This is a genomic window from Streptomyces sp. NPDC041068 (assembly GCF_040647455.1).
Taxonomy (GTDB): Bacteria; Actinomycetota; Actinomycetes; order Streptomycetales; family Streptomycetaceae; genus Streptomyces.
In genome coordinates, this window is record NZ_JBEZCG010000014.1 from 152,095 (window position 1) to 172,851 (window position 20,757).

Annotated in this window: 17 protein-coding genes, 4 tRNA genes and 1 other RNA gene; 11 read left to right on the forward strand and 11 right to left on the reverse strand. The window is 72.1% G+C overall.

What is annotated here, in order from left to right:
- Positions 1-41: 41 nt before the first annotated feature.
- The 3 genes from AB0B50_RS30405 to AB0B50_RS30415 form a co-directional block, all read right to left on the reverse strand.
- A complete protein-coding gene (locus AB0B50_RS30405) occupies positions 42-797 on the reverse strand; it encodes an ankyrin repeat domain-containing protein (protein WP_362338897.1) in 756 nt (251 codons plus the stop codon).
- Entirely contained in the window at positions 733-1,467 is a 735-nt protein-coding gene (locus tag AB0B50_RS30410) for a hypothetical protein (protein ID WP_362338899.1), read from the reverse strand. The genes AB0B50_RS30405 and AB0B50_RS30410 overlap by 65 nt, the downstream gene beginning before the upstream one ends.
- 106 nt (positions 1,468-1,573) lie before the next feature.
- A tRNA-Ser gene (locus AB0B50_RS30415) sits at positions 1,574-1,658 on the reverse strand.
- A 164-nt stretch (positions 1,659-1,822) separates the two neighbouring features.
- Here AB0B50_RS30415 and ffs point away from each other — a divergent pair.
- The 6 genes from ffs (at position 1,823) to AB0B50_RS30445 (ending at position 11,029) form a co-directional block, all read left to right on the forward strand.
- Positions 1,823-1,921: signal recognition particle sRNA small type (ffs, locus tag AB0B50_RS30420), an RNA gene on the forward strand.
- A 44-nt stretch (positions 1,922-1,965) separates the two neighbouring features.
- Positions 1,966-4,236, forward strand: coding sequence for a DNA polymerase III subunit gamma and tau (locus tag AB0B50_RS30425; protein ID WP_362338900.1), 2,271 nt, complete (start codon positions 1,966-1,968; stop codon positions 4,234-4,236).
- A gap of 459 nt (positions 4,237-4,695) precedes the next feature.
- Positions 4,696-5,955 carry a phosphoribosylamine--glycine ligase gene (gene purD, locus AB0B50_RS30430; protein ID WP_362338902.1) on the forward strand — a complete coding sequence of 420 codons (1,260 nt, stop codon included), beginning with the start codon at positions 4,696-4,698 and terminating at the stop codon, positions 5,953-5,955.
- A 362-nt stretch (positions 5,956-6,317) separates the two neighbouring features.
- Entirely contained in the window at positions 6,318-8,258 is a 1,941-nt protein-coding gene (locus AB0B50_RS30435) for a hypothetical protein (RefSeq protein WP_362339114.1), read from the forward strand.
- A 274-nt stretch (positions 8,259-8,532) separates the two neighbouring features.
- Complete coding sequence (locus AB0B50_RS30440; protein WP_362338903.1) at positions 8,533-10,014, forward strand: N,N-dimethylformamidase beta subunit family domain-containing protein; 1,482 nt, start codon at positions 8,533-8,535, stop codon at positions 10,012-10,014.
- 118 nt (positions 10,015-10,132) lie between these two features.
- On the forward strand, positions 10,133-11,029 hold the full coding sequence (locus AB0B50_RS30445; protein ID WP_362338905.1) for a phosphoribosylaminoimidazolesuccinocarboxamide synthase: 897 nt from the start codon (positions 10,133-10,135) through the stop codon (positions 11,027-11,029).
- Between the two features lie 78 nt (positions 11,030-11,107).
- Here the strand turns inward: AB0B50_RS30445 and AB0B50_RS30450 are convergent.
- The 8 genes from AB0B50_RS30450 to AB0B50_RS30485 all read right to left on the reverse strand — a co-directional run bounded on the left by AB0B50_RS30450 (position 11,108) and on the right by AB0B50_RS30485 (position 15,665).
- Positions 11,108-11,183 (reverse strand) — tRNA-Gly (locus AB0B50_RS30450).
- Between the two features lie 23 nt (positions 11,184-11,206).
- Positions 11,207-11,815, reverse strand: a complete 609-nt coding sequence (locus AB0B50_RS30455) for a response regulator transcription factor (protein WP_362338907.1) — start codon at positions 11,813-11,815, stop codon at positions 11,207-11,209.
- A complete protein-coding gene (locus AB0B50_RS30460) occupies positions 11,812-13,092 on the reverse strand; it encodes a histidine kinase (RefSeq protein WP_362338908.1) in 1,281 nt (426 codons plus the stop codon). Before AB0B50_RS30460 ends, AB0B50_RS30455 begins: the two co-directional genes overlap by 4 nt.
- Before the next feature lie 51 nt (positions 13,093-13,143).
- A complete protein-coding gene (locus tag AB0B50_RS30465; protein ID WP_362338909.1) occupies positions 13,144-13,923 on the reverse strand; it encodes an ABC transporter permease in 780 nt (259 codons plus the stop codon).
- Complete coding sequence (locus tag AB0B50_RS30470; RefSeq protein ID WP_362338910.1) at positions 13,920-14,828, reverse strand: ABC transporter ATP-binding protein; 909 nt, start codon at positions 14,826-14,828, stop codon at positions 13,920-13,922. Before AB0B50_RS30470 ends, AB0B50_RS30465 begins: the two co-directional genes overlap by 4 nt.
- 147 nt (positions 14,829-14,975) lie before the next feature.
- A tRNA-Gly gene (locus tag AB0B50_RS30475) sits at positions 14,976-15,051 on the reverse strand.
- Between the two features lie 79 nt (positions 15,052-15,130).
- Positions 15,131-15,202 (reverse strand) — tRNA-Gly (locus AB0B50_RS30480).
- A gap of 145 nt (positions 15,203-15,347) precedes the next feature.
- Positions 15,348-15,665 carry an Lsr2 family protein gene (locus AB0B50_RS30485; RefSeq protein WP_362338912.1) on the reverse strand — a complete coding sequence of 106 codons (318 nt, stop codon included), beginning with the start codon at positions 15,663-15,665 and terminating at the stop codon, positions 15,348-15,350.
- A 354-nt stretch (positions 15,666-16,019) separates the two neighbouring features.
- On the opposite strand from AB0B50_RS30485, the gene purS reads away from it, so the two are divergent.
- The 5 genes from purS (at position 16,020) to AB0B50_RS30510 (ending at position 20,749) form a co-directional block, all read left to right on the forward strand.
- Positions 16,020-16,292: a phosphoribosylformylglycinamidine synthase subunit PurS gene (gene purS, locus AB0B50_RS30490; protein ID WP_362338914.1), complete on the forward strand. Its 273-nt coding sequence runs from the start codon at positions 16,020-16,022 to the stop codon at positions 16,290-16,292.
- Positions 16,289-16,969: a phosphoribosylformylglycinamidine synthase subunit PurQ gene (gene purQ / locus AB0B50_RS30495; protein WP_362338916.1), complete on the forward strand. Its 681-nt coding sequence runs from the start codon at positions 16,289-16,291 to the stop codon at positions 16,967-16,969. Before purS ends, purQ begins: the two co-directional genes overlap by 4 nt.
- Positions 16,969-19,218, forward strand: a complete 2,250-nt coding sequence (purL, locus tag AB0B50_RS30500; protein WP_362338918.1) for a phosphoribosylformylglycinamidine synthase subunit PurL — start codon at positions 16,969-16,971, stop codon at positions 19,216-19,218. The genes purQ and purL overlap by 1 nt, the downstream gene beginning before the upstream one ends.
- 132 nt (positions 19,219-19,350) lie before the next feature.
- Positions 19,351-19,857 carry a helix-turn-helix domain-containing protein gene (locus AB0B50_RS30505; RefSeq protein ID WP_362338920.1) on the forward strand — a complete coding sequence of 169 codons (507 nt, stop codon included), beginning with the start codon at positions 19,351-19,353 and terminating at the stop codon, positions 19,855-19,857.
- Positions 19,858-19,906: 49 nt separating this feature from the next.
- The gene (locus AB0B50_RS30510; protein WP_362338922.1) at positions 19,907-20,749 is read left to right on the forward strand and encodes a M23 family metallopeptidase; all 843 of its coding nucleotides are present in this window, start codon (positions 19,907-19,909) and stop codon (positions 20,747-20,749) included.
- Positions 20,750-20,757: the final 8 nt, after the last annotated feature.

The window sequence follows — 20,757 nt, forward strand, 5'->3', positions numbered from 1 at the left end:
GACCGGGCCACGCAGGACCGCTGCACGCAGGACCGGGCCGCTCACGCCAACTCCGCCCGCCTTCGCGCGCCGTGGCCGCGCAGCCATGCGGCGACGTCCTCCGCGCCCGCCTCGACGGCGATGTCCAGCGGCGTCATGTCGTCATAGCCGGCCCAGTCGAGCTCGGCGCCCCGCTCCAGCAGATACCGCGCGGTCGCCAACTGCCCGCCGTGGCAGGCGCCCCAGAAGGCGCTGGTGATGTCCTCGGCATCGGGTCGGTCCGCCGCCACGCCGCCCTCCACGCCGCCCTCCACGCAGGCCTTGACGCGGTCGACGAGCCCCAGCGTCGCCGCGTCCTGCAGGGTCGTCCGCGCCCCGTGCTCCAGGAGCCGCCGCGCCGCACGCCACTGCCCGAACCCGCGGGCGTCGGCCAGCGGTGTGCCGCCCCCGATGACGGCGCCGGTCGCCTCGATGTCCGCGCCGGCCGCGATCAGGGCGTCGAGCGCGGCCACGTCGTCGTTGCTCGCGGCCCAGTGCAGCGGAGTCTCGGCATGCGCCCCGACGAACCGGGCGCCGGGGTCCGCGCCCGCCGCGACCAGTACGCCGATGACCTCGGGCCCCGCGGGGAAGTGCCCCGGCCAGTCCGTGGCGATGTGCAGCAGGCTGCGCGTCCCCGCGGCCTCGCCGTCCTGTCTGATGCCCGCGGAGGCGAGAGAGGGATGCGCGCCGAGCAACTCGCGCAGGGCGGGGACGTCACCGGCGCGGATCGCCTCGGTCACCGCGACGGCCAGCGGATCCCGCGCTTCGAGAACTGCCATGCCCGACCTCCTGATCGACTGCTCCCGAGTCTGACAGCGGCCACTGACAACGCACGGCGGCGAGGGCCATCGCGACGGCCACGGCGATCAGATGCTCGCGCCCGGCGAGGTTGGGCTCGGCGATCGAGCCGGCCACCGTCGGAACGACGGCGGCGAGAAAGAGAAGCGGCGCCCGCATCCGCACGGCCGTGTAGGCGAAGAGCCCGACTATCGCCGCGGAGGCACCGGTGTCCACCGCGTGCGCGGCATCGGCGGGCAGCCCGAGTCGGTCGGGGCCGAGCGCGACCATCACACGCGCCCCGAGGGTCCCGGCGAGCGTGACGGCGTACGCCACCACCAGCGCGCGCGCACGCCCGAAGAGGAGCTCGGCGAGCGCGAAGGAGAGGAACAGCCGGGGCAGTCCGCCCCACACCGCCAGATCCACGGCGGGCACGAACACGGAGACGGGCGTACGTATCAGGGACAGCCAGAGCGGCTGGTCGGCCCGCACCTCGCTGAGCACCCGCACGACATCGGCGCCGACGGCGGTCTGCTGGAACTCGTGCAGCCCGATCACGGCGACGGTGGCGAAGAGGGCCAGCGAGACGCCCAGGGGGCCGCGCTCCAGAAGACGGCGGCACGGCACGGCCACGACACCCCGCCACTCACGCAACAGAACATCGCGCAACACTGCCCAATCCCCTTCCAGGCCGCCCTGTCCGGGCGGAGAAGGCGGAGAACGTCGAAGGCCCCAACCGCGAACGGTTGGGGCCTTCGGCTGCCCTTGCGGGCGAGTGCGGAGGATACGAGATTCGAACTCGTGAGGGGTTGCCCCCAACACGCTTTCCAAGCGTGCGCCCTAGGCCACTAGGCGAATCCTCCGCCGCAAACAATACAAGACGTTGGGCAGTGCTCGCGAACACGATCCGTTCGAGGACTCCCCGAGGACTCCCCGAGGACTCCCCGAAGACTTCTCGACGGCTTCCCGAGGTCGGAAGGGTGCCACCCGGCGTCGCTTCCGCGCCCGGGGATCCGCTAGGGTGGGCGTCAGCCCCTCACGTGGCGCTATCTGACTGAACTCCCCCAGGGCCGGAAGGCAGCAAGGGTAGGTCGGCTCTGGCGGGTGCGTGGGGGGCGCTTTGCGTTGGGGCGGTCCAGGTTGTCAGTGGTCCCCATTAACCTCGTATGCGTGTCGTCTCTCGCGCTGTACCGCCGCTATCGCCCGGAGTCGTTCGCCGAGGTCATCGGGCAGGAGCATGTAACCGACCCGCTGCAGCAGGCGCTGCGGAACAACCGGGTCAATCACGCATACCTGTTCAGCGGCCCGCGCGGCTGCGGCAAGACGACGAGCGCGCGCATCCTGGCCCGCTGTCTGAACTGTGAGCAAGGTCCCACTCCCACGCCCTGCGGCGAGTGCCAGTCCTGCCGAGACCTGGCGAGGAACGGGCCGGGTTCGATCGACGTCATCGAGATCGACGCCGCGTCGCACGGCGGCGTGGACGACGCCCGTGACCTGCGCGAAAAGGCCTTCTTCGGCCCCGCGTCGAGCCGGTACAAGATCTACATCATCGACGAGGCCCACATGGTCACCTCGGCGGGCTTCAACGCCCTCCTGAAGGTGGTCGAGGAGCCTCCGGAGCACCTCAAGTTCATCTTCGCGACGACCGAGCCCGAGAAGGTCATCGGCACGATCCGGTCGCGTACGCACCACTACCCCTTCCGCCTGGTGCCCCCCGGCACGCTCCGGGACTATCTCGCCGAGGTCTGCGGCCGCGAGTCCATGGCCGTCGAGGACGGGGTGTTCCCGCTGGTCGTGCGGGCCGGTGCCGGTTCCGTGCGTGACTCGATGTCCGTCATGGACCAGCTCCTCGCCGGCGCGGGCGACGCCGGTGTGACATACGCCATGGCGACCTCCCTCCTCGGGTACACCGACGGTTCGCTGCTGGACTCCGTGGTCGAGGCCTTCGCCTCCGGGGACGGCGCCGCGGCCTTCGAGGTCGTGGACCGCGTCATCGAGGGCGGCAACGACCCGCGACGCTTCGTCGCCGACCTCCTGGAGCGGCTGCGGGACCTGGTGATCCTCGCGGCCGTGCCGGACGCCGCCGAGAAGGGGCTCATCGACGCCCCCGCCGACGTCGTCGAGCGGATGCAGGCGCAGGCCGGTGTCTTCGGAGGCGCCGAGCTGAGCCGCGCCGCCGACCTCGTCAACGAAGGCCTCACCGAGATGCGCGGCGCCACCTCGCCGCGGCTCCAGCTGGAACTGATCTGCGCACGCGTGCTGCTCCCCGCCGCGTACGACGACGAGCGCTCGGTCATGGCCCGCCTCGACCGCCTGGAGCGCGGCGGGAACTTCATGCCCGGCGGCCAGGGCCCCGCCATGGGGTACGTCCCGGGGCCCGACGCCCACGCGGGCGTGCAGCAGCCCGGCGTGGCCATGCCCGCGGGCGGGCCGCCGCCGGTTCCGCAGGGTCCGCCGGTTCCGCCCGGGGGAGGCCCTGCCGCCGCGCGCGCGGCGGTGCGAGGCGGGACGCAGGGCGGCCCCCCCGGGCCCCCGGAAGCGACGGCTCCGGCAGCTCCGGCCGCCCAGCCCGCCCCCGCGGCTCCGGCTGCCCCTGTGGCTCCCGCCGCGCCTGCGCCTGCCGCCGCCCCGCCTGCCGCCGCCGAGCGGCGCCCCGGGGGCTGGCCGACGGCTTCGGCGCCGGGAAGCGGTCCGGCACCCGCGGCCGCGTCCGCTCCCGCCGCTCCGGAGACGGCGCAGCGGCCGGGCGGCTGGCCCACGGCGGCGTCCGCGGGAAGCGGAGCCCCGGCACCGCAGCAACCCCAGCCCCAGTCCCCGCCCCAGGCCTCGGCTCCGGCCCCGCAAGCCCCCGCCCCGATGGCCGCCGCGGCGCCTGCCGCGGGCGGGCTCGACCCGCGCAGCCTGTGGCCGAACATCCTGGAGGCGGTGAAGAACCGCCGCCGCTTCACCTGGATCCTGCTCAGCCAGAACGCCCAGGTGGCGGGCTTCGACGGGACGACCCTCCAGATCGGCTTCGTCAACGCCGGAGCGCGGGACAACTTCGCGAGCAGCGGCAGCGAGGACGTGCTGAGGCAGGCGCTGTCCGAGCAGTTCGGCGTGCAGTGGAAGGTCGAGGCGATCGTCGACCCGTCGGGCGGCTCCGCGCCCCCGCCGGCCGCGGGCAACTTCGGCGGCGGAGCCCCGGCGGCCCCGCGCCCCGCGGCACCCCCGCAGCAGCAGCCGTCGCCGCCGGTATCGAGCCCGTCCCCCCAGAACCCGCCCCCGCCGGCCCCGGAACCCACCCCGCCCCCTCAGTCGGCCCCCGCCCCGGAACACGTGGCCCCCGAGGACGACATCCCCGAGGACGACGACCCGGACCTGGTCGAATCGGCCCTCTCCGGCCACGACCTGATCATGCGAGAACTGGGCGCAACGGTGGTCGACGAGTACCCGAACGAATAGCCCCCGGGGGGATGGGGCCCTGCACGGAGGGTGCCGAAACCCGGCGCCCCCCCCAGCCTGAGACCGCAGGGCAATCGCCTTACTCCACCCGCACCCGCACCTCACCCGCACCTGCACCTCACCCGCACCTGCACCTCACCCACACCTGCACCTCACCCACACCCGCACCTCACCCGCACCCCCACCCGCACCCGCACCTCACCCGCACCCCCACCCTCACCCGCACCCCCCCCGCACCCCACCCCCACCCCTCCACCCCGGGGCAATCGGGTGGGTGGGAGACATCCGCCGCGGAGCGGCGGCCCAGACCGGATACGGCCCGCACCCGAAAACACCGAGCCCTCAGCCAGGGCCAGGCACCCCCAGCCCCGCCGAGCTGGAGGAACGTACAACCACCGAAGCCCCCCGACCTGGCGGCCCGTACAAACGCACCGCACCCCGCGGGCTAGGCTGACCACCGTGAAGGTCCTCGTCATCGGCAGTGGTGCCCGCGAACACGCCCTGTGCCGCTCTCTGTCCCTCGACCCCGACGTCTCCGAGCTGCACTGCGCCCCCGGCAACGCCGGCATCGCAGAGGTGGCCGAGCTGCACCCGGTCGACGCCCTCGACGGCGCCGCCGTGGCCGCCCTGGCGACCGAGCTCGGAGCCGGGCTCGTCGTGGTGGGCCCGGAGGCCCCCCTCGTCGCCGGAGTCGCCGACGCCGTGCGCGCCGCGGGCATCCCCTGCTTCGGCCCGTCCAAGGAGGCCGCGCAGCTGGAGGGCTCCAAGGCCTTCGCCAAGGACGTGATGGCGGGCGCGGGCGTGCCGACCGCGCGGTCGTACGTGTGCACCACCCCCGAGGAGATCGACGAGGCCCTCGACGCCTTCGGGGCGCCGTACGTCGTCAAGGACGACGGGCTCGCCGCGGGCAAGGGCGTCGTCGTCACCGAGGACATCGAGGCGGCCAGGGCCCACGCCCGCGCCTGCGACCGTGTCGTCATCGAGGAGTTCCTCGACGGCCCCGAGGTCTCCCTCTTCGCGATCACCGACGGCGAGACCGTCGTCCCGCTCCGGCCCGCCCAGGACTTCAAGCGCGCGCTGGACGGGGACGAGGGCCCCAACACCGGCGGCATGGGCGCGTACTCGCCCCTCCCGTGGGCCGACCCGAAGCTGGTCGACGAGGTCATGCAGAGCGTGCTGCAGCCGACCGTGGACGAGCTGCGCCGCCGGGGCACCCCGTTCTCCGGGCTGCTGTACGCGGGCCTCGCGATCACGAGCCGCGGCGTACGCGTCATCGAGTTCAACGCCCGCTTCGGCGACCCCGAGACCCAGGTCGTCCTCGCCCGCCTGAAGACCCCGCTCGCCGGCATCCTGCTGGCGTCGGCGAACGGCACCCTCGCCGACCTGCCCCCGCTGCGCTGGAGCGACGACGCCGCGGTGACCGTGGTCGTCGCCTCGCACAACTACCCCGGTACGCCCCGCACGGGCGACCCCATCGAGGGGCTCGACGAGGTCGCGGCGCAGGATGCCCCGTACGCGTACGTCCTGCACGCCGGGACGAAGCGCGACGGCGACGCCGTCGTCAGCGCGGGCGGCCGTGTGCTGTCCGTGACGGCGACCGGAGCGGGCCTCACCGAGGCCCGCGAGCGCGCGTACGCCGCACTGTCCCGCATCCGCCTCGACGGCTCCCAGCACCGCACGGACATCGCCGCGAAGGCGGCCGCGGAGGCGGCTTCGTAGCCATGTGCCGCGTGGTTCCGACGACGTGAACCGTCTGGTTCACGCACGGAACACGTCACTTTCAGCCAACTTCAGGCCCCGGATCTGACACTGGATCCGGGGCCTTTTCGGCGGCCAGCTTTAGCCAAAGCCATTCCATCGAGTGACCGATGGCCCATCCGGCTGACGACGACCGGCACCCCAACTAGGGTGCGGCGCAAGCGTTCAGAGCACCCAGAGCCAAACAGACCACCGGCATTGCGATGTCGGTGGCGGGTGCCACAGTGGGGGAGTGAGCAACACCAACGCCATTGATGTGCGCCGCCGGTGCGAGCCGGCGGCCGAGCAGTAGGCAGCAGGGGGTGCCATCGGTCGTGTCAGGTATGGGTGTGGAGGTGGGCGCGCAGGCCGCGCGCTCCCGGGCCCTCGCCGTGCTGCGTCTGCGCAGCCGGGCGCTGGCCGTCGCCCTGCTGCCCGCGGCCTTCGCCGTCGTGCTGCTCGCGGCCGGTGCCACGGGCCATGCGGGCGGCGGGAGTTGGGACGTCGTCCGCTGGATCGTGACGGTCTTCGCCGTGCTCGTGCTGCTCGCCGCGGCAGGCGTCGCGCTCGTCGTCGCGAGGGCCAGGCCCGCCCTGAGCCCCACCGTCCCGATCGCCGAGGAGTCCGCCCCCGATCTGTACCGCCTGGTGCGGGACCTCGCCGACCGCCTGGACGTCCCGGCGCCCTCGGCGATAGCGCTCACCCCGGACTGCGACAGCTGGCTGGAGGACCGCGCCCACCCCGCGCACGGCCCGCCCGCGCGGGACCGCGACGACACCTCGGCGGCGGGCGGCGCGGCATCCGACGGCGTCCGTGGCGGCGGTGCCTCGCCCCGCCAGGCGCCCGTCGCCCCCGTGCTCGTCATCGGCTCCCCGTTCCTGTGGTGGATGCGGGTCGGCGAGCTCCGCGCGGTGCTCGCCCCGGTCGTCGCCGGGACGGGCCCCTCCGCGCACCCCGACATAGCCGCCGCCCGGCGCTTCGTGCGCGGGCTCGACGCCGCGGTCGCGGTCGCGGCGGCCCCCGGGCGCGGCCCCCTCGCGCGCGTGGTGCTCGGCGGCATCGGCCGGGTCGCCCGGCTCCTGCTGCGCAACTGCCGGGTCCACGCCGCCGAGATGGAGCGCGGCGTCGCCGCGGCCGCCGCCGAGCGCGCCCAAGCCGTGGACTACGGCGTCCGGATCGTCGCCCAGGAACAGGTCGGCCTCGCGTACGCGGGCTGGGACCGCCTCCTCACCCGCGTCGCACTGCCCGCCTGGCGCATGGGCCGCTGGCCCTCCCGGCTGGACGCGGGCGTGGTCTCGGCGCTCACGGAGCTCTCCCGCAGGGACCGCCTGGCGGAAGGGTTCGCCTCGCGCCTGGGCGAACGCCCCGCCTGTGACCTTCTGGAGGAGCCCGGTTCGGTGGACGAGGCGGCCTCGCTGCTCGCCGCCCGCCTCTTCCACGGCGGCCCCGCGGAGGCGGGCCCGGACTGGGCGCCGGTGGCCTGGCAGGAGTATCCGGACGAGGTCGTGGACCGCAAGTGGCGCATGGACGCCGCCCGGCTGCACCGCGTCCTGGACTCCCTGGGCGTCGGCCGCTCCGCCGACCCGACGGCCCCCGACCCCGAGGGCCCGACCCTCGAGCGCGTACTGGATCACCTCACGGCGGAAGACCTCGGCACCTCCTCTTTGGCTACGGAGAGTGACGGTGCGGCCGTCGTCCCACCGAAAACGGCCGTCCCATCGAAGACACCGGCCCCCGCAGCCCCTGAGGGCACCGCGCCCGACACCGCCGCCGACGCGCACCACCACCTCGCCCTCGACGCCGACGCAGACATCGACGCGGGCGCTGGCTCGGCCACCGACGCAGACACCGATGCCGGTACCGACGCAGACACCGACGCCGACGAGGAAGGCCCCGGCGGCATGCTCGCCGCCGGCCTCAGCGCCGAGCTGGCCCGCGAGGAGGCCGCGGCCCCGCCCCGCCCCGCCCCCACGGGACAGGGCCCGGACGAGTCCCTCTGGGACGACGGCGCCCTGCCGCTCTTCCCCCTGCAACCGCCCCGCTCGGGCCGCGAGTTGCTCGCCGACCACGTCACGGCCATGGTGTGCTGCGCGGCGGTGGACACCGCGGGAGCCGCCCCCGGCCTCGACTGGCTCGACGGCCCCGCCCTCCTGGTGGACGGCGAGCGCGCGGCGGATCTCGCGCCGCGCGTCCTGAGCCTCGTCGAGGACGGCGATCCGTCGCCCCTGCGGGACTGGCTCACCCGCCTGGGCATCCGTCCGGAGAAGCCGGTCCGGCTCGTCTGACTCCCCTCCGGCCCTCTCCGCCACCGCCCGCGCGCGGGCCGCCCACCGTCCCCGTCCGCAAACCCGCAGGCAGACGCCACCATCCCGCCACCCCGTTCCGCTCCCCTCCCGCCACCCCAGTCCGCCACCCCACCCGGAAGGTCACGTTCCGTTCACGTCAATTCGCGACGAACGGTGACGGGGTGCGTGCGTAATGTGATGTGCTGGGACCCGCCGCCGGGCCTCGGGCACCGAATCGGCGCCGCAGGCTCGGGGGAGCGAGGGAGGGGACGTCATGGGATCGGAGCCGATCCGCCGCTGGGAATCGGGCGCGCTGGCGCATGCCGTGTCGGACCCTTTCGGCCAGGGCCCGCTGCCCTGGCTGCGCGGATCCGAGCACTACTTCGACGACACCGGCAAGGTCGTTCCCTGGTACGTCGACCACGCCCCGGCCCCCGGCGCCGCGGACATCCCGGCCCCCCGCACCGGCGGCCCCCTCACCGCCGACGACGTGCACCGCCAGATCAAGGGCTTCACCTCCACCGGCGCCGCGGCCCCGGGCGAGGCGATCGACTTCCACGTCACGGTCGACCCGCCCCAGCAGTTCAGTGTCGACATCTACCGCATCGGGCACTACGGCGGGGACGGTGCCAGCAAGATCACCACCAGCCCCCGCCTCTCCGGCATCGTGCAGCCGCCCCCGCTCGCCGCCGACCGCACGGTCTCCTGCCACCACTGGTGGCTCTCCTGGCGCCTGCAGATCCCGACGTACTGGAGCATCGGGGCGTACGTGGCGGTCCTCACCACCGCCGACGGATACCGCTCGCACGTCCCCTTCACGGTCCGCGACAGCCACCCCGCCGACCTCCTGCTGCTCCTGCCGGACGTCACATGGCAGGCGTACAACCTCTATCCGGAGGACGGCAGCACGGGCGCCAGCCTCTATCACGCATGGGACGAGCAGGGCCGCCTCCTCGGCGAGAGCGAGGCCGCCGTCACGGTCTCCTTCGACCGTCCCTACGCGGGCGCGGGCCTGCCCCTGCACGTCGGCCACGCCTACGACTTCATCCGCTGGGCCGAGCGCTACGGCTACGACTTGGCCTACGCCGACGCCCGCGACCTGCACGCGGGCCGCATCGACCCCACCCGCTACCGCGGCCTGGTCTTCCCCGGCCACGACGAGTACTGGTCGACGAACATGCGCCGCACCACGGAACTGGCCCGCGACGGCGGCACCTCCCTGGTCTTCCTCTCCGCCAACACCATGTACTGGCAGGTGGAGTTGGGCCCGTCCCCCTCCGGAGTCCCGGACCGCCTCCTCACCTGCCGCAAGCGCCGCGGCCCCGGCAGGCCGGCTCTCTGGCGCGAGCAGGACAAGGCCGAACAGCAGCTGCTCGGCATCCAGTACGCGGGCCGTGTCCCCGAGCCGCACCCCCTCGTCGTCCGCAACGCCGACCACTGGCTGTGGGAGGCGACCGGGGCGCACGAGGGCGACGAGATCCAGGGCCTGGTCGCGGGCGAGGCCGACCGCTACTTCCCGCGGACGCCGCTGCCCGAGCACCAGGGCCGCATCCTGCTCGCCCACTCCCCGTACGACGACGCGGAGGGCGTCACCCGCCACCAGGAGTCGTCCCTGTACCGCGCCCCCTCCGGCGCCCTGGTCTTCGCGTCCGGCACCTTCGCCTGGTCCCCGGCGCTCGACCGCCCCGGCCACGTGGACACCCGCGTCCAGCGCGCCACGGCCAACCTCCTGGACCGCATCTGCAAGCGCGACTGAGCCCCCACCGGGCCCGTTGCCCCGCGCGTCACCCCGCTCTCCGCCCAACCCCTGGCCAAGACCGCACTCCCGATCAGGGAGAATCGACAGCACTTGGCCAGAACCACGGGAGGGAACCGTGTCCGGATTCGTAGAAAAGCCCGAGCCCCTTGAGGTCCCGGGCCTGGTCCACCTCCACACCGGCAAGGTGCGCGAGCTGTACCAGAACGAGGCGGGCGAGCTCGTCATGGTCGCCAGCGACCGCATGTCCGCCTACGACTGGGTGCTGCCCTCGGAGATCCCCGACAAGGGCCGTGTCCTCACCCAGCTCTCCCTGTGGTGGTTCGACCAGCTCGCGGACCTCGTCCCCAACCACGTCATCTCGACCGACCTGCCGCAGGGCGCGCCCGCCGACTGGGAGGGCCGCACCCTCGTCTGCAAGTCGCTGGAGATGGTCCCGGTCGAGTGCGTGGCCCGCGGCTATCTGACGGGCTCGGGCCTCCTGGAGTACAACGAATCGCGCACCGTCTGCGGCCTCGCCCTGCCCGAGGGCCTGGTCGACGGCTCGGAGCTGCCCGCGCCGATCTTCACGCCCGCCGCGAAGGCCGCCGTCGGCGAGCACGACGAGAACGTGTCGTACGAGGAGGTCGCCCGCCAGGTCGGCGCGGAGACGGCGGCCCAGCTCCGCCAGACGACCCTCGCGGTCTACGGCAGGGCGCTGGACATCGCGCGCGAGCGGGGCCTGATCCTCGCGGACACGAAGTTCGAGTTCGGCTTCGAGGGCGAGCGGCTGATCCTCGCCGACGAGGTCCTGACCCCGGACTCCTCCCGCTTCTGGCCCGCCGACCAGTGGGAGCCGGGCCGCGCCCAGCCGTCGTACGACAAGCAGTTCGTGCGGAACTGGCTGACCTCGCCGGCCTCGGGCTGGGACCGCAAGAGCGAGCAGCCGCCGCCGGCGCTGCCGCAGGACGTGGTGGACGCCACCCGCGCCAAGTACATCGAGGCGTACGAGCGCCTGACCGGCACCGCCTGGTAGCCGGAGCGGTCCCGAAGCGGTCCGTAAGCGGTCGCAACACGAAGAAGGCCCCGGTCGATTCGACCGGGGCCTTTCATCTGGAGCGGACGACCAGGTTCGAACTGGCGACCTCAACCTTGGCAAGGTTGCGCTCTACCAACTGAGCTACGTCCGCGCTGCGCCGAAGCGCGAGGACAACTATACCCAACCTCGCTCGCGTGCGAGACGCACTGCCGCATGACGGTTCTCGGCGCCGACTTTGGTGGCCGCCGACGAGAGGTAGTTGCGGACGGTTCCCTGGGAGAGCGCGGCGCGCTGGGCGATCTCCGCGACGGGCGCCCCGTCGGCGGCGAGTTCGAGCACTTCGGCCTCGCGGTCGGTCAGCGGCGAGTCCCCCGCGGAGATCGCGTCGGCGGCCAACTCCGGGTCCACGTAACGGTTTCCGGCGTGCACGGTGCGGATGATCTCGGCGAGTCGCTGGGCGCTCACGGTCTTCGGCACGAAGCCGCGCACCCCCACCGCGAGGGCTCGCTTGAGATGTCCCGGTCTGCCGTGACTCGTCACGATCATGGTGCGGCAGTGCGGGAGTTCGTCGCGCAGGGATGTGGCGACACTCACACCGTCGGCGCCCGGCATCTGGAGATCGAGCACCGCGACATCCGGCCGGTGGGCCCGCGCCATGGCGAGCGCCTCGGGCCCGGACGCGGCCTCGGCGACGACCACGAGGTCGTCCTCCAGTGCGAGCAGGGCGGCGAGGGCCCCGCGGATGAGGTGCTCGTCATCGGCGAGCAATACGCGAAGACTCACGCGGCCACCTCTTCGTCGTCCCGCTCATCCCACTCGTCCCGATCGTCCCGCACCTGCGGCACGGAGCCCTGTGCCCGAGGCAGCGGCACCTCCACGGTGAGCCGGAACGCCCCGTCGCCGGAAGCGAAGTCCAGCGTCCCGTCCACCGCGGCCAGCCGCTCCCGGAGCCCCGCGAGCCCGGACCCCCGCCCGCTGGGCGCGGTCTCCGGCACCCCGTCGTTCTCCACGGTCAACGTCGTACGCTCCTCACTCACCGCCAAGGCGATGTCGCACCGCTTCGCGTCGCCGTGCCGCAGCACGTTCGTCGCCGCCTCCCGCACGGCCCACCCGAGGGCGGACTGCACGGCGACCGGCAGCTCGGCCGCCGACCCGGTCACCCGGCAGGCGATCCCCGCGGCCTCCAACACACCTTGCGCACCGGCGAGTTCAACCCCGAGGTCGACCTCCCGGTACCCCCGCACCACCTCGCGCACCTCCCGCTGCGACTCCTGCGCGATCCGCTGCACCTCGACCATCTGGTCCACCGCCTCGGGGCGCCCGCGCCGCGCGAGCTGCACCGCGAGCTCGCTCTTGAGCGCGATGACGGCGAGGTTGCGGCCCATCACGTCGTGCAGGTCCCGGCCGAACCGCAGCCGCTCCTCGGCGACCGCGAGCCGGGCCTCGACCTCGCGGGCCCGGTCGGCCTCCCACATCACGGAGAGCGTCCAGGCGCCGCAGCGCGTGGTGAACAGCATCAGGACGCCGCCGAAGGCGATGAACCCGGCGAACCCGGCGAGCTGCCCGCCGCGCACACCCGCCACGGCCAGGGCGCCCACGGCCACGGCGTCGATCAGCGCCAGCCGCAGGAGGAAGCCCCGGACGCTGACGGCGAAGGCGAGCGACTGCCCGAACGGCACCACCAGGTACAGCACGGTGAAGCCGAGCAGCCCGTCGGTGACGCCGTCCACCGCCTGCAGTGCGACGGTGAGCCCCAGCGCGACGGCCATGAGGGTGCTGCCCACGGCGAGATCGCGGCGCGGCAGCGGGCCCCGGTTCAGGTAGTGGTCGAGGGAGCGCCGCAGCGAGCGGTTGACGTGCACGCTCTGCAGGGCGGCCACCGCGATCAGCGCCCAGCCGAGGATCTGCGCGGCGGGCTCGTGCCGCAGGTTCAGGCCCAGCGGCAGCGAGCCCCAGCTGAGGAAGAAGATCCAGGGCATCGCGTGCCACATGGCCACGCTCTGGAACTCGACCTTCTCGATCTTGCGGCGGCCGTGCCAGCCGCGCTGCCAGGTCCGCATCCGGTCGAGTAGCACCCCGGGTCCCCTTCCTCAGTGCCGTGTTTCCCGGCCTCAGTGCCGCGGTTCCCAGCGGAACCACCGTCGTACAGCAAACACCGAGAGCAGGGTCCAGGCCACCGCCGTGGCGACGGCGGCCGCGGTGTCACCGGACGAGAGGTGGCCGGCCCAGCCGCCGCGGATCAGCTCGATGACGGGGGAGAGCGGGAGCAGCTCGCAGACCGAGGCGAGCTTGTCGGGCATGACTTCGAGCGGGATGAAGAGCCCCGAGCCCATCATCGAGACGAAGATCAGCGGCAGGCTCATGACCTGCGCGGACTCGGTCGACCTGCTGAAGCTCCCGGTGACGGCGGCCAGCGCGGCGAACATCACGAGGCCCAGGGCGACGCCGAGCACGACGAGGTGGGGCGCGCTCGGCGCCCCGGCGTCGAGGAGCACCGCACAGCCCACGGCGAGGACGAGGGACTGCACGACGCCGATCGCGACCGACGGCAGCGCGGCGCCCGCCAGGATCTCGTTGTCCCGCAGCTCGCCGGTGCGCAGCCGCTTCAGCACGAGTTCCTCACGCCGTGCGACGTAGACGGCGGTCAGCGCGGAGTACACGGCGAAGAGCAGCGAGAAGCCGAGGGCACCCGGCAGCACGACGGTGCCGACATCGAGCCCGGTGCCCTTCAGGTCCATGTCCTTGGCGGCCTGCTTCATGCTGACCGGGATGACGAAGGGCACGAACAGCGCCGCGAACAGCGTCCCCTTGCTCCGCCCGAGCAGCGTCAGTTCGGCGCGGGCCAGCGCCCGCATCCGCCCCGCGGGGGTCGTCACAGCCATGGTGCTCATACCGCCATCTCCTTCTCGGCGAGGTGCCCGGCGCGGGCCCCGTCCGCCGCGCTCTCCGCGTCCTTGGCGATCCGCAGGAACGCCTCCTCCAGCGAGGCCGCCCGCACATCGAGCCCGCCGAGCTCGACCCGCGCGTCCCTGGCCCACAACAGCAGCTCGGTGGCGGTCCGTTGGAGTTCGTCCGTACGCAGCACTAGTCGGCGCCCCGCCAGTTCGTGCCCGGTCACGCCGAGCTCGGCGAGCGAACGGTAGGGCGGCAGGCGGGTGCCCGGCGGGAGCCGTCCCTCGCGCAGGATGGCGAGCCGCTCGGCGAGCTCCTCGGCCTCTTCCAGGTAGTGCGTGGTGAGCAGCACGGTCGTGCCGTTGTCGCGCAGCTCGCGGACCAACTCCCAGGTCTCGCGCCGCCCTTCGGCGTCGAGCCCGGTGGTGGGCTCGTCCAGGAAGAGCACCTCGGGCTGCCCGATGAGCGCCATCGCGAGGTCGAGCCGCCGCTTCTCGCCGCCGGAGAGCTGCTTCACGCGGACCCCGGACCGCTTGCCGAGCCCCACGGTGTCCAGCGCCTCATCGACGGGCCGGGCCCCGCTGGTGCAGCCGGCCCACATCCGCGCGGTCTCCGCGACCGTCAACTCGGCGGGGAATCCGCCCTCCTGGAGCATGACGCCGATGCGCGGCCGCACGGCGGAGCGCTCGGTGTACGGGTCGTGCCCGAGCACCCGCACCCGCCCGCCGGCCGGTGCCGCGAGCCCTTCGAGGAGTTCGACGGTGGACGTCTTGCCGGCGCCGTTGGTCCCGAGGAGCGCGAACAGTTCCCCGCGCCCCACGGTGAAGGAGATCCCCCGCACCGCCTCGAAACCGCCCCCGTACACGCGCCGCAGATCGGTCACGTCGATCACTTGGTCAGTCATGGGAAAAGCGTCCCCCGGCGCCGGGAGCCGGAGCAGTGCGCGCTGTCACCGACCCTCATGACAAATGTCAGACGCCCGGCTGCGTACGTACACGCTGCGTACGTATACGAAGAAGGCCCCGGTCACTGGGACCGGGGCCTTCTCATCTGGAGCGAACGACGAGGTTCGAACTCGCGACCTCAACCTTGGCAAGGTTGCGCTCTACCAACTGAGCTACGTTCGCATTGCCTCCGACCGGCCTTCACCGATCGGTGCGAGCACCAGCCTACCGCAACCAGAGGACTGGTCCGTAAGCGATGCGGAGCGGGTGACAGGGATTGCACACTGCGCCTTCCCCCTGGAAGGGGGATGTTCTACTACTGAACTACACCCGCACGACTCCGTGAGGTCCGGCCTTTCGGCCTCGCCCCTCGGCGTGCTCCAGACTCTAGCTGACCAGCGGGGGTGCAGCGCAAGTCGGTTGCCGCGAGGGGCTGCCGACACCGTGGGGTCCGCGGTCGACCGACCGCGGACCCGAGGTCAGTTGGCCGCCTCAAAGGCCTCGTAGACCTTCTTCGGGATGCGGCCGCGGGGCGGGACGTCCATCTGGTGCGAGCGGGCCCAGGCGCGGACCGCCGACGGGTCGGGACTCACGGCTGTGTGACGGAACACCTTCCCGGACTTCGACTGCTTGCGGGCCGCCTCCAGGTACGGTGCGAGTGCCGTGCGCAGTTTCTTTGCATTGGTTTGGTTGAGGTCGATCTCGTACGACTTGCCATCAAGACCGAACGCGACCGTTTCTGCCGCTTCCCCGCCGTCGATGTCGTCAAAGAGAGTGACCACGACACGCTGCGCCACGAATATCGGTCCCTTCGTGCGGCTCTACCGCGTTGACGTGCGGTGATGCCGACTGTCCGGCTGTTTAGGGGCAAAGTATCGGGTATTGCCAATTCCTTTGTACAGTGCCTGGCATTGAATTGTGAAGCCCGCCCTATTACCTCCGCGTGTCCGCCTTGATTGCGGATCCGTGATCTTTTCCCGGATTCTTCGTGAAGGTGTCCTGTTCGAAACCTGCCCGGGCGCCGGAACGTGACCGTCATCACGTAGGTTGCTACGAATCTACGCGAGTAGAAATTTTGTGCCGGTAGTCTGAAGGAACCTGCTCAGCACCTCGCAAGCAGCACACGCCAGCACCACACACCGGGAGTGCCAGTGGCACGCGTCGTAGTCGACGTCATGCTCAAGCCGGAGATCCTCGACCCCCAGGGCCAGGCGGTGCAGCGTGCACTGCCGCGCCTCGGTTTCCAGGGCATCTCCGACGTACGTCAGGGAAAGCGCTTCGAACTCGAGGTGGACGGGCCCGTCGACGACGCGGCCCTCGCCCGTATCCACGAGATGGCGGAAACCTTCCTCGCCAACACCGTGATCGAGGACTTCGTCGTAAAGGTCGAAGAGGCGGAGAAGGCCGAGGAGGCCGCGAAGTGACTGCTCGAATTGGAGTCGTCACTTTCCCGGGAACCCTCGACGACCGCGACACCCAGCGCGCCGTCCGGGTCGCCGGCGCCGAAGCCGTGCCGCTCTGGCACAAGGACAAGGACCTCAAGCAGGTCGACGCCGTGGTGCTGCCCGGCGGTTTCTCCTACGGCGACTATCTGCGGGCCGGCGCCATCTCGCGTTTCTCCCCGGTGATGGAGTCCGTCATCGAGCAGGCGAAGGCCGGAATGCCGGTCCTCGGCATCTGCAACGGCTTCCAGGTGCTCACCGAGACGCACCTCCTGCCCGGCGCGATGCTGCGCAACAACCACCTGCACTTCATCTGCCGCGACCAGAAGCTGCGGGTGGAGACGGACAAGACGGCCTGGACCGCGGACTACACCCCGGGCCAGGAGATCTCGATCCCGCTCAAGAACATCGACGGGCAGTACACCGCCGACGAGCGGACCCTGGACATGCTGGAGGCCGAGGGCCGCGTCGCCTTCCGCTACCTCGACATGAACCCCAACGGCTCGCTCCGTGACATCGCCGGCATCACGAACGAGGCGGGCAATGTCGTCGGCCTCATGCCGCACCCCGAGCACGCCGTGGAGCCGCTGGTCGGGACCGGCCGCACCGACGGCCTCGGATTCTTCACCTCGATCCTGAAGAAGCTGGTCAACGCCTGATGACTCTGGACACCGTCAAGCACGCGGCCGAGACGCCCGACGTCGAGCTGCCCTGGGCCGAACTGGGCCTGAAGGAAGACGAGTACGAGCGCGTCCGCGAGATCCTCGGCCGCCGCCCGACCGGCGCCGAGCTCGCCATGTACTCTGTCATGTGGTCCGAGCACTGCTCGTACAAGAGCAGCAAGATCCACCTGCGGCAGTTCGGCGAGAAGGCCCCCGAGAACGACGCCATGCTCGTCGGCATCGGCGAGAACGCCGGCGTCGTCGACGTCGGCCAGGGCTACGCCGTCACCTTCAAGGTCGAGTCGCACAACCACCCGTCGTACGTCGAGCCCTACCAGGGCGCGGCCACCGGCGTCGGCGGCATCGTCCGCGACATCATCGCGATGGGCGCGCGCCCGGTCGCGGTCGTGGACCCGCTGCGCATGGGCGCGGCCGATCACCCCGACACCAAGCGGGTCCTCCCGGGTGTCGTCGCCGGCATCGGTGGCTACGGCAACTGCCTGGGCCTGCCCAACATCGGCGGCGAGCTCGTCTTCGACGCCTGCTACCAGGGCAACCCGCTGGTCAACGCCGGTGCCATCGGCGTGATGCGGCACGAGGACATCCACCTCGCCAAGGCGAGTGGCCCCGGCAACAAGGTCATCCTGTACGGCGCCCGCACCGGCGGCGACGGCATCGGCGGCGCCTCGATCCTGGCCTCCGAGACCTTCGACGACACCAAGCCGTCGAAGCGCCCCGCCGTCCAGGTCGGCGACCCCTTCCAGGAGAAGCTCCTCATCGAGTGCACCCTGGAGGCCTTCGCCGAGAAGCTCGTGGTCGGCATCCAGGACCTCGGCGCGGCCGGACTCTCCTGCGCGACCTCCGAGTTGGCGTCCAACGGCTCCGGCGGCATGCGCGTCGAGCTGGACGACGTACCGCTGCGCGACTCCACGCTCACTCCCGAGGAGATCCTCATGAGTGAGTCGCAGGAGCGCATGTGCGCCGTCGTGGAGCCGGAGAAGGTCGATCGCTTCCTGGAGATCTGCGAGAAGTGGGACGTCATCGCCACCGTCGTCGGTGAGGTGACGGACGGCGACCGCCTGGAGATCTTCTGGCACGGCGAGAAGATCGTCGACGTCGACCCGCGCACGGTCGCGCACGACGGCCCGGTCTACGAGCGTCCCTACGCCCGCCCGTCCTGGCAGGACGCCCTGCAGGCCGACGACGCGGGCAAGCTGGCCCGCCCGGCGAACGCGGACGAACTGCGCGAGCAGGTCCTCAAGCTGGTCGCGGCGCCGAACCAGGCCGCCAAGTCCTGGGTCACCGACCAGTACGACCGTTTCGTGCAGGGCAACACCGTGCTCGCGCAGCCCGAGGACTCCGGGATGATCCGGGTCAACGAGGAGACGGGCCTCGGCGTCGCCATCGCCACCGACGGCAACGGCCGGTTCGCGAAGCTCGACCCGTACACGGGCGCCCAGCTCGCGCTCGCCGAGTCGTACCGCAACGTCGCCGCGTCCGGCGCCAAGCCGCTCGCGGTCTCGGACTGCCTGAACTTCGGTTCGCCCGAGGACCCGGACGTCATGTGGCAGTTCGCCGAGGCCATCCGCGGTCTCGCGGACGGCTGCCTGGAGCTGGGCACCCCGGTCACCGGCGGCAACGTCTCCCTCTACAACCAGACGGGCGAGGCGGCGATCCACCCGACGCCGGTCGTCGCCGTGCTCGGTGTGATCGACGACGTCGCACGGCGCACGCCGATCGCCTTCGAGGAAGAGGGCCAGCTCCTCTACCTGCTCGGCGAGACGCGCGAGGAGTTCGGCGGTTCGGCCTGGTCGCAGGTCGTCCACGACCACCTCGGCGGGCTGCCGCCCAAGGTCGACCTGGCGCGCGAGAAGCTGCTCGCCGAGATCCTCATCTCGGCCTCGCGCGACGGCATGATCGACGCCGCGCACGACCTGTCGGACGGCGGTCTCGTGCAGGCCGTCACCGAGTCCTGCCTGCGCGGCGGGAAGGGTGCGCGCCTTGTCGTTCCCGACGGCCTGGACGCGTTCACCTTCCTGTTCAGCGAATCGGCCGGGCGCGCGGTCGTCTCCGTGCCGCGCAGCGAGGAGCTGCGCTTCACCGACATGTGCGGGGCGCGGGGTCTGCCCGTCACGCGCATCGGTGTGGTCGACGGCGACGCCATCGACGTACAGGGCGAGTTCGCGCTGCCGCTGAGCGAGCTGCGCGAGGCGCACGAGGGGACGATTCCGGGGCTCTTCGCCTGATCCGTCTTCCTCCTCGAAGCCCCCGCTTGGACCTGGTCCGGGCGGGGGCTTCGGCGTTCTCGGGGGCCGGGTGCGTCACGCGTGCGGAGTTCGGGGTTGCGCGTAATTACGTAACTACGTAATCTCAAGATCATGAATCTGGAAGAGCGCGTCGCCGAGCTGGAGCGGCGCATGGCGGAGCTGGAGAGCGCGGGACCGGCCGCGCCCGCCGTGGGCGAGGGCGACTTCTGGGCCCTCGACGCGCTGAAGGCCCGGCACCCGGTGTCCGACGACGCGGACGGCGCGGTCCTGTTCACCGGAGCGGTGCGCGTGCCGACGGGACATCGGTACGAGTGGCAGTACGGCCAGCTCACCGAGACGGTCTTCGAGGGCGACTGGTCCGAACTCGCCGACTCCTTCGCCGCGCTCGGCAATCCCGTACGGCTTCGGCTGCTGCGGGAGATCCTCGGCGGTCTGCGCACCGCCGCCGAGCTGGCCGGTCTTGAGGACATCGGCACGACCGGCCAGATCTACCACCACCTGCGCCAACTGACCGGCGCGGGCTGGCTGCACACCACGGAGCGCGGCCGCTACCAGGTTCCTGTCGGGCGGGTGGTGCCGCTGCTCGTGGTGCTCACGGCCGCGCGTCCGGTGGCCTGACCGTTTTCAGTGACGAGTTTCCGTACGAGTTCCGTACGAGGGGGATGTTGTGTCCGTTGGTCAACGCAAAATCGCCGCGCTGGTCAAGCGTGTGCTCTGGCTGGTCTTCTTCGCCCAGGCCATCGCCAGCTCCTTCGTGGACCTGCCCTACAACTACTGGCTGGGCTGGCTGCCCGCGCTCGGCGCGATCGCCATCAGCGTGGTGACCCGCCGCTCCGTCCAGCAGCAGATCGCGGTGGAGCGCCCGGCGCCGGTCGAGGTCGAGCCCCCGGTCACCGGCCGCTGGTCCGCCCTCAACAGCCCCGCCGACAAGGTGCCGAGCCACGGTACGCACAGCCTCGGGCAGACCTACGCGATCGACATCACGGCCGAGTCGGAGGACCCGGAGCACGGCCGTCCGAGGCCGGTGTGGTTCTGGCCCATCGCCTGGCGCAACCAGGACTTCCCCGCCTTCGGGGCGCCGCTGTACGCGGTGGCCGACGCCACCGTCGTGCACGCCGAGGACGGCCAGCGCGACCACCTCAGCCGCAGCTCCCTCGCCGGGGTCCTGTACTTCTGGCTGATCGAGGGCGTCGGCCGGAGCATCGGCGGCACCCGCCGCATCGTCGGCAACCACGTCGTCCTCGACCTCGGAGAGGGAACGTACGCCGTGTACGCACACGTCCGGCAGGGCTCGCTGAAGGTCCGCGCCGGCGACAAGGTCCTGGCCGGGCAGGTGCTCGGCCAGTGCGGCAACTCCGGCAACTCCACCGAGCCGCACGTGCACTTCCAGCTGATGGACGGGCCCGACCTGGACACGGCACGGGGCGTTCCCTTCACCTGGCGCGGGGTCGGCGTGCCGGCGAACGGCGAGGTGTTCACCGTGGCCGAGGCCTCGACCACGGTCAGTTGAACCAGGGG

What these genes read in the sequence shown, in the direction of transcription:
- AB0B50_RS30460 (WP_362338908.1), bottom strand. Translation starts at nt 13,092, where the DNA reads ATGCGGACCTGGCAGCGCGGCTGGCACGGCCGCCGCAAGATCGAGAAG.
- AB0B50_RS30470 (WP_362338910.1), bottom strand. Translation starts at nt 14,828, where the DNA reads ATGACTGACCAAGTGATCGACGTGACCGATCTGCGGCGCGTGTACGGG.
- AB0B50_RS30435 (WP_362339114.1), top strand. Translation starts at nt 6,318, where the DNA reads ATGGGTGTGGAGGTGGGCGCGCAGGCCGCGCGCTCCCGGGCCCTCGCC.
- AB0B50_RS30440 (WP_362338903.1), top strand. Translation starts at nt 8,533, where the DNA reads ATGGGATCGGAGCCGATCCGCCGCTGGGAATCGGGCGCGCTGGCGCAT.
- purL (WP_362338918.1), top strand. Translation starts at nt 16,969, where the DNA reads ATGACTCTGGACACCGTCAAGCACGCGGCCGAGACGCCCGACGTCGAG.
- AB0B50_RS30405 (WP_362338897.1), bottom strand. Translation starts at nt 797, where the DNA reads ATGGCAGTTCTCGAAGCGCGGGATCCGCTGGCCGTCGCGGTGACCGAG.
- AB0B50_RS30505 (WP_362338920.1), top strand. Translation starts at nt 19,351, where the DNA reads ATGAATCTGGAAGAGCGCGTCGCCGAGCTGGAGCGGCGCATGGCGGAG.
- AB0B50_RS30465 (WP_362338909.1), bottom strand. Translation starts at nt 13,923, where the DNA reads ATGAGCACCATGGCTGTGACGACCCCCGCGGGGCGGATGCGGGCGCTG.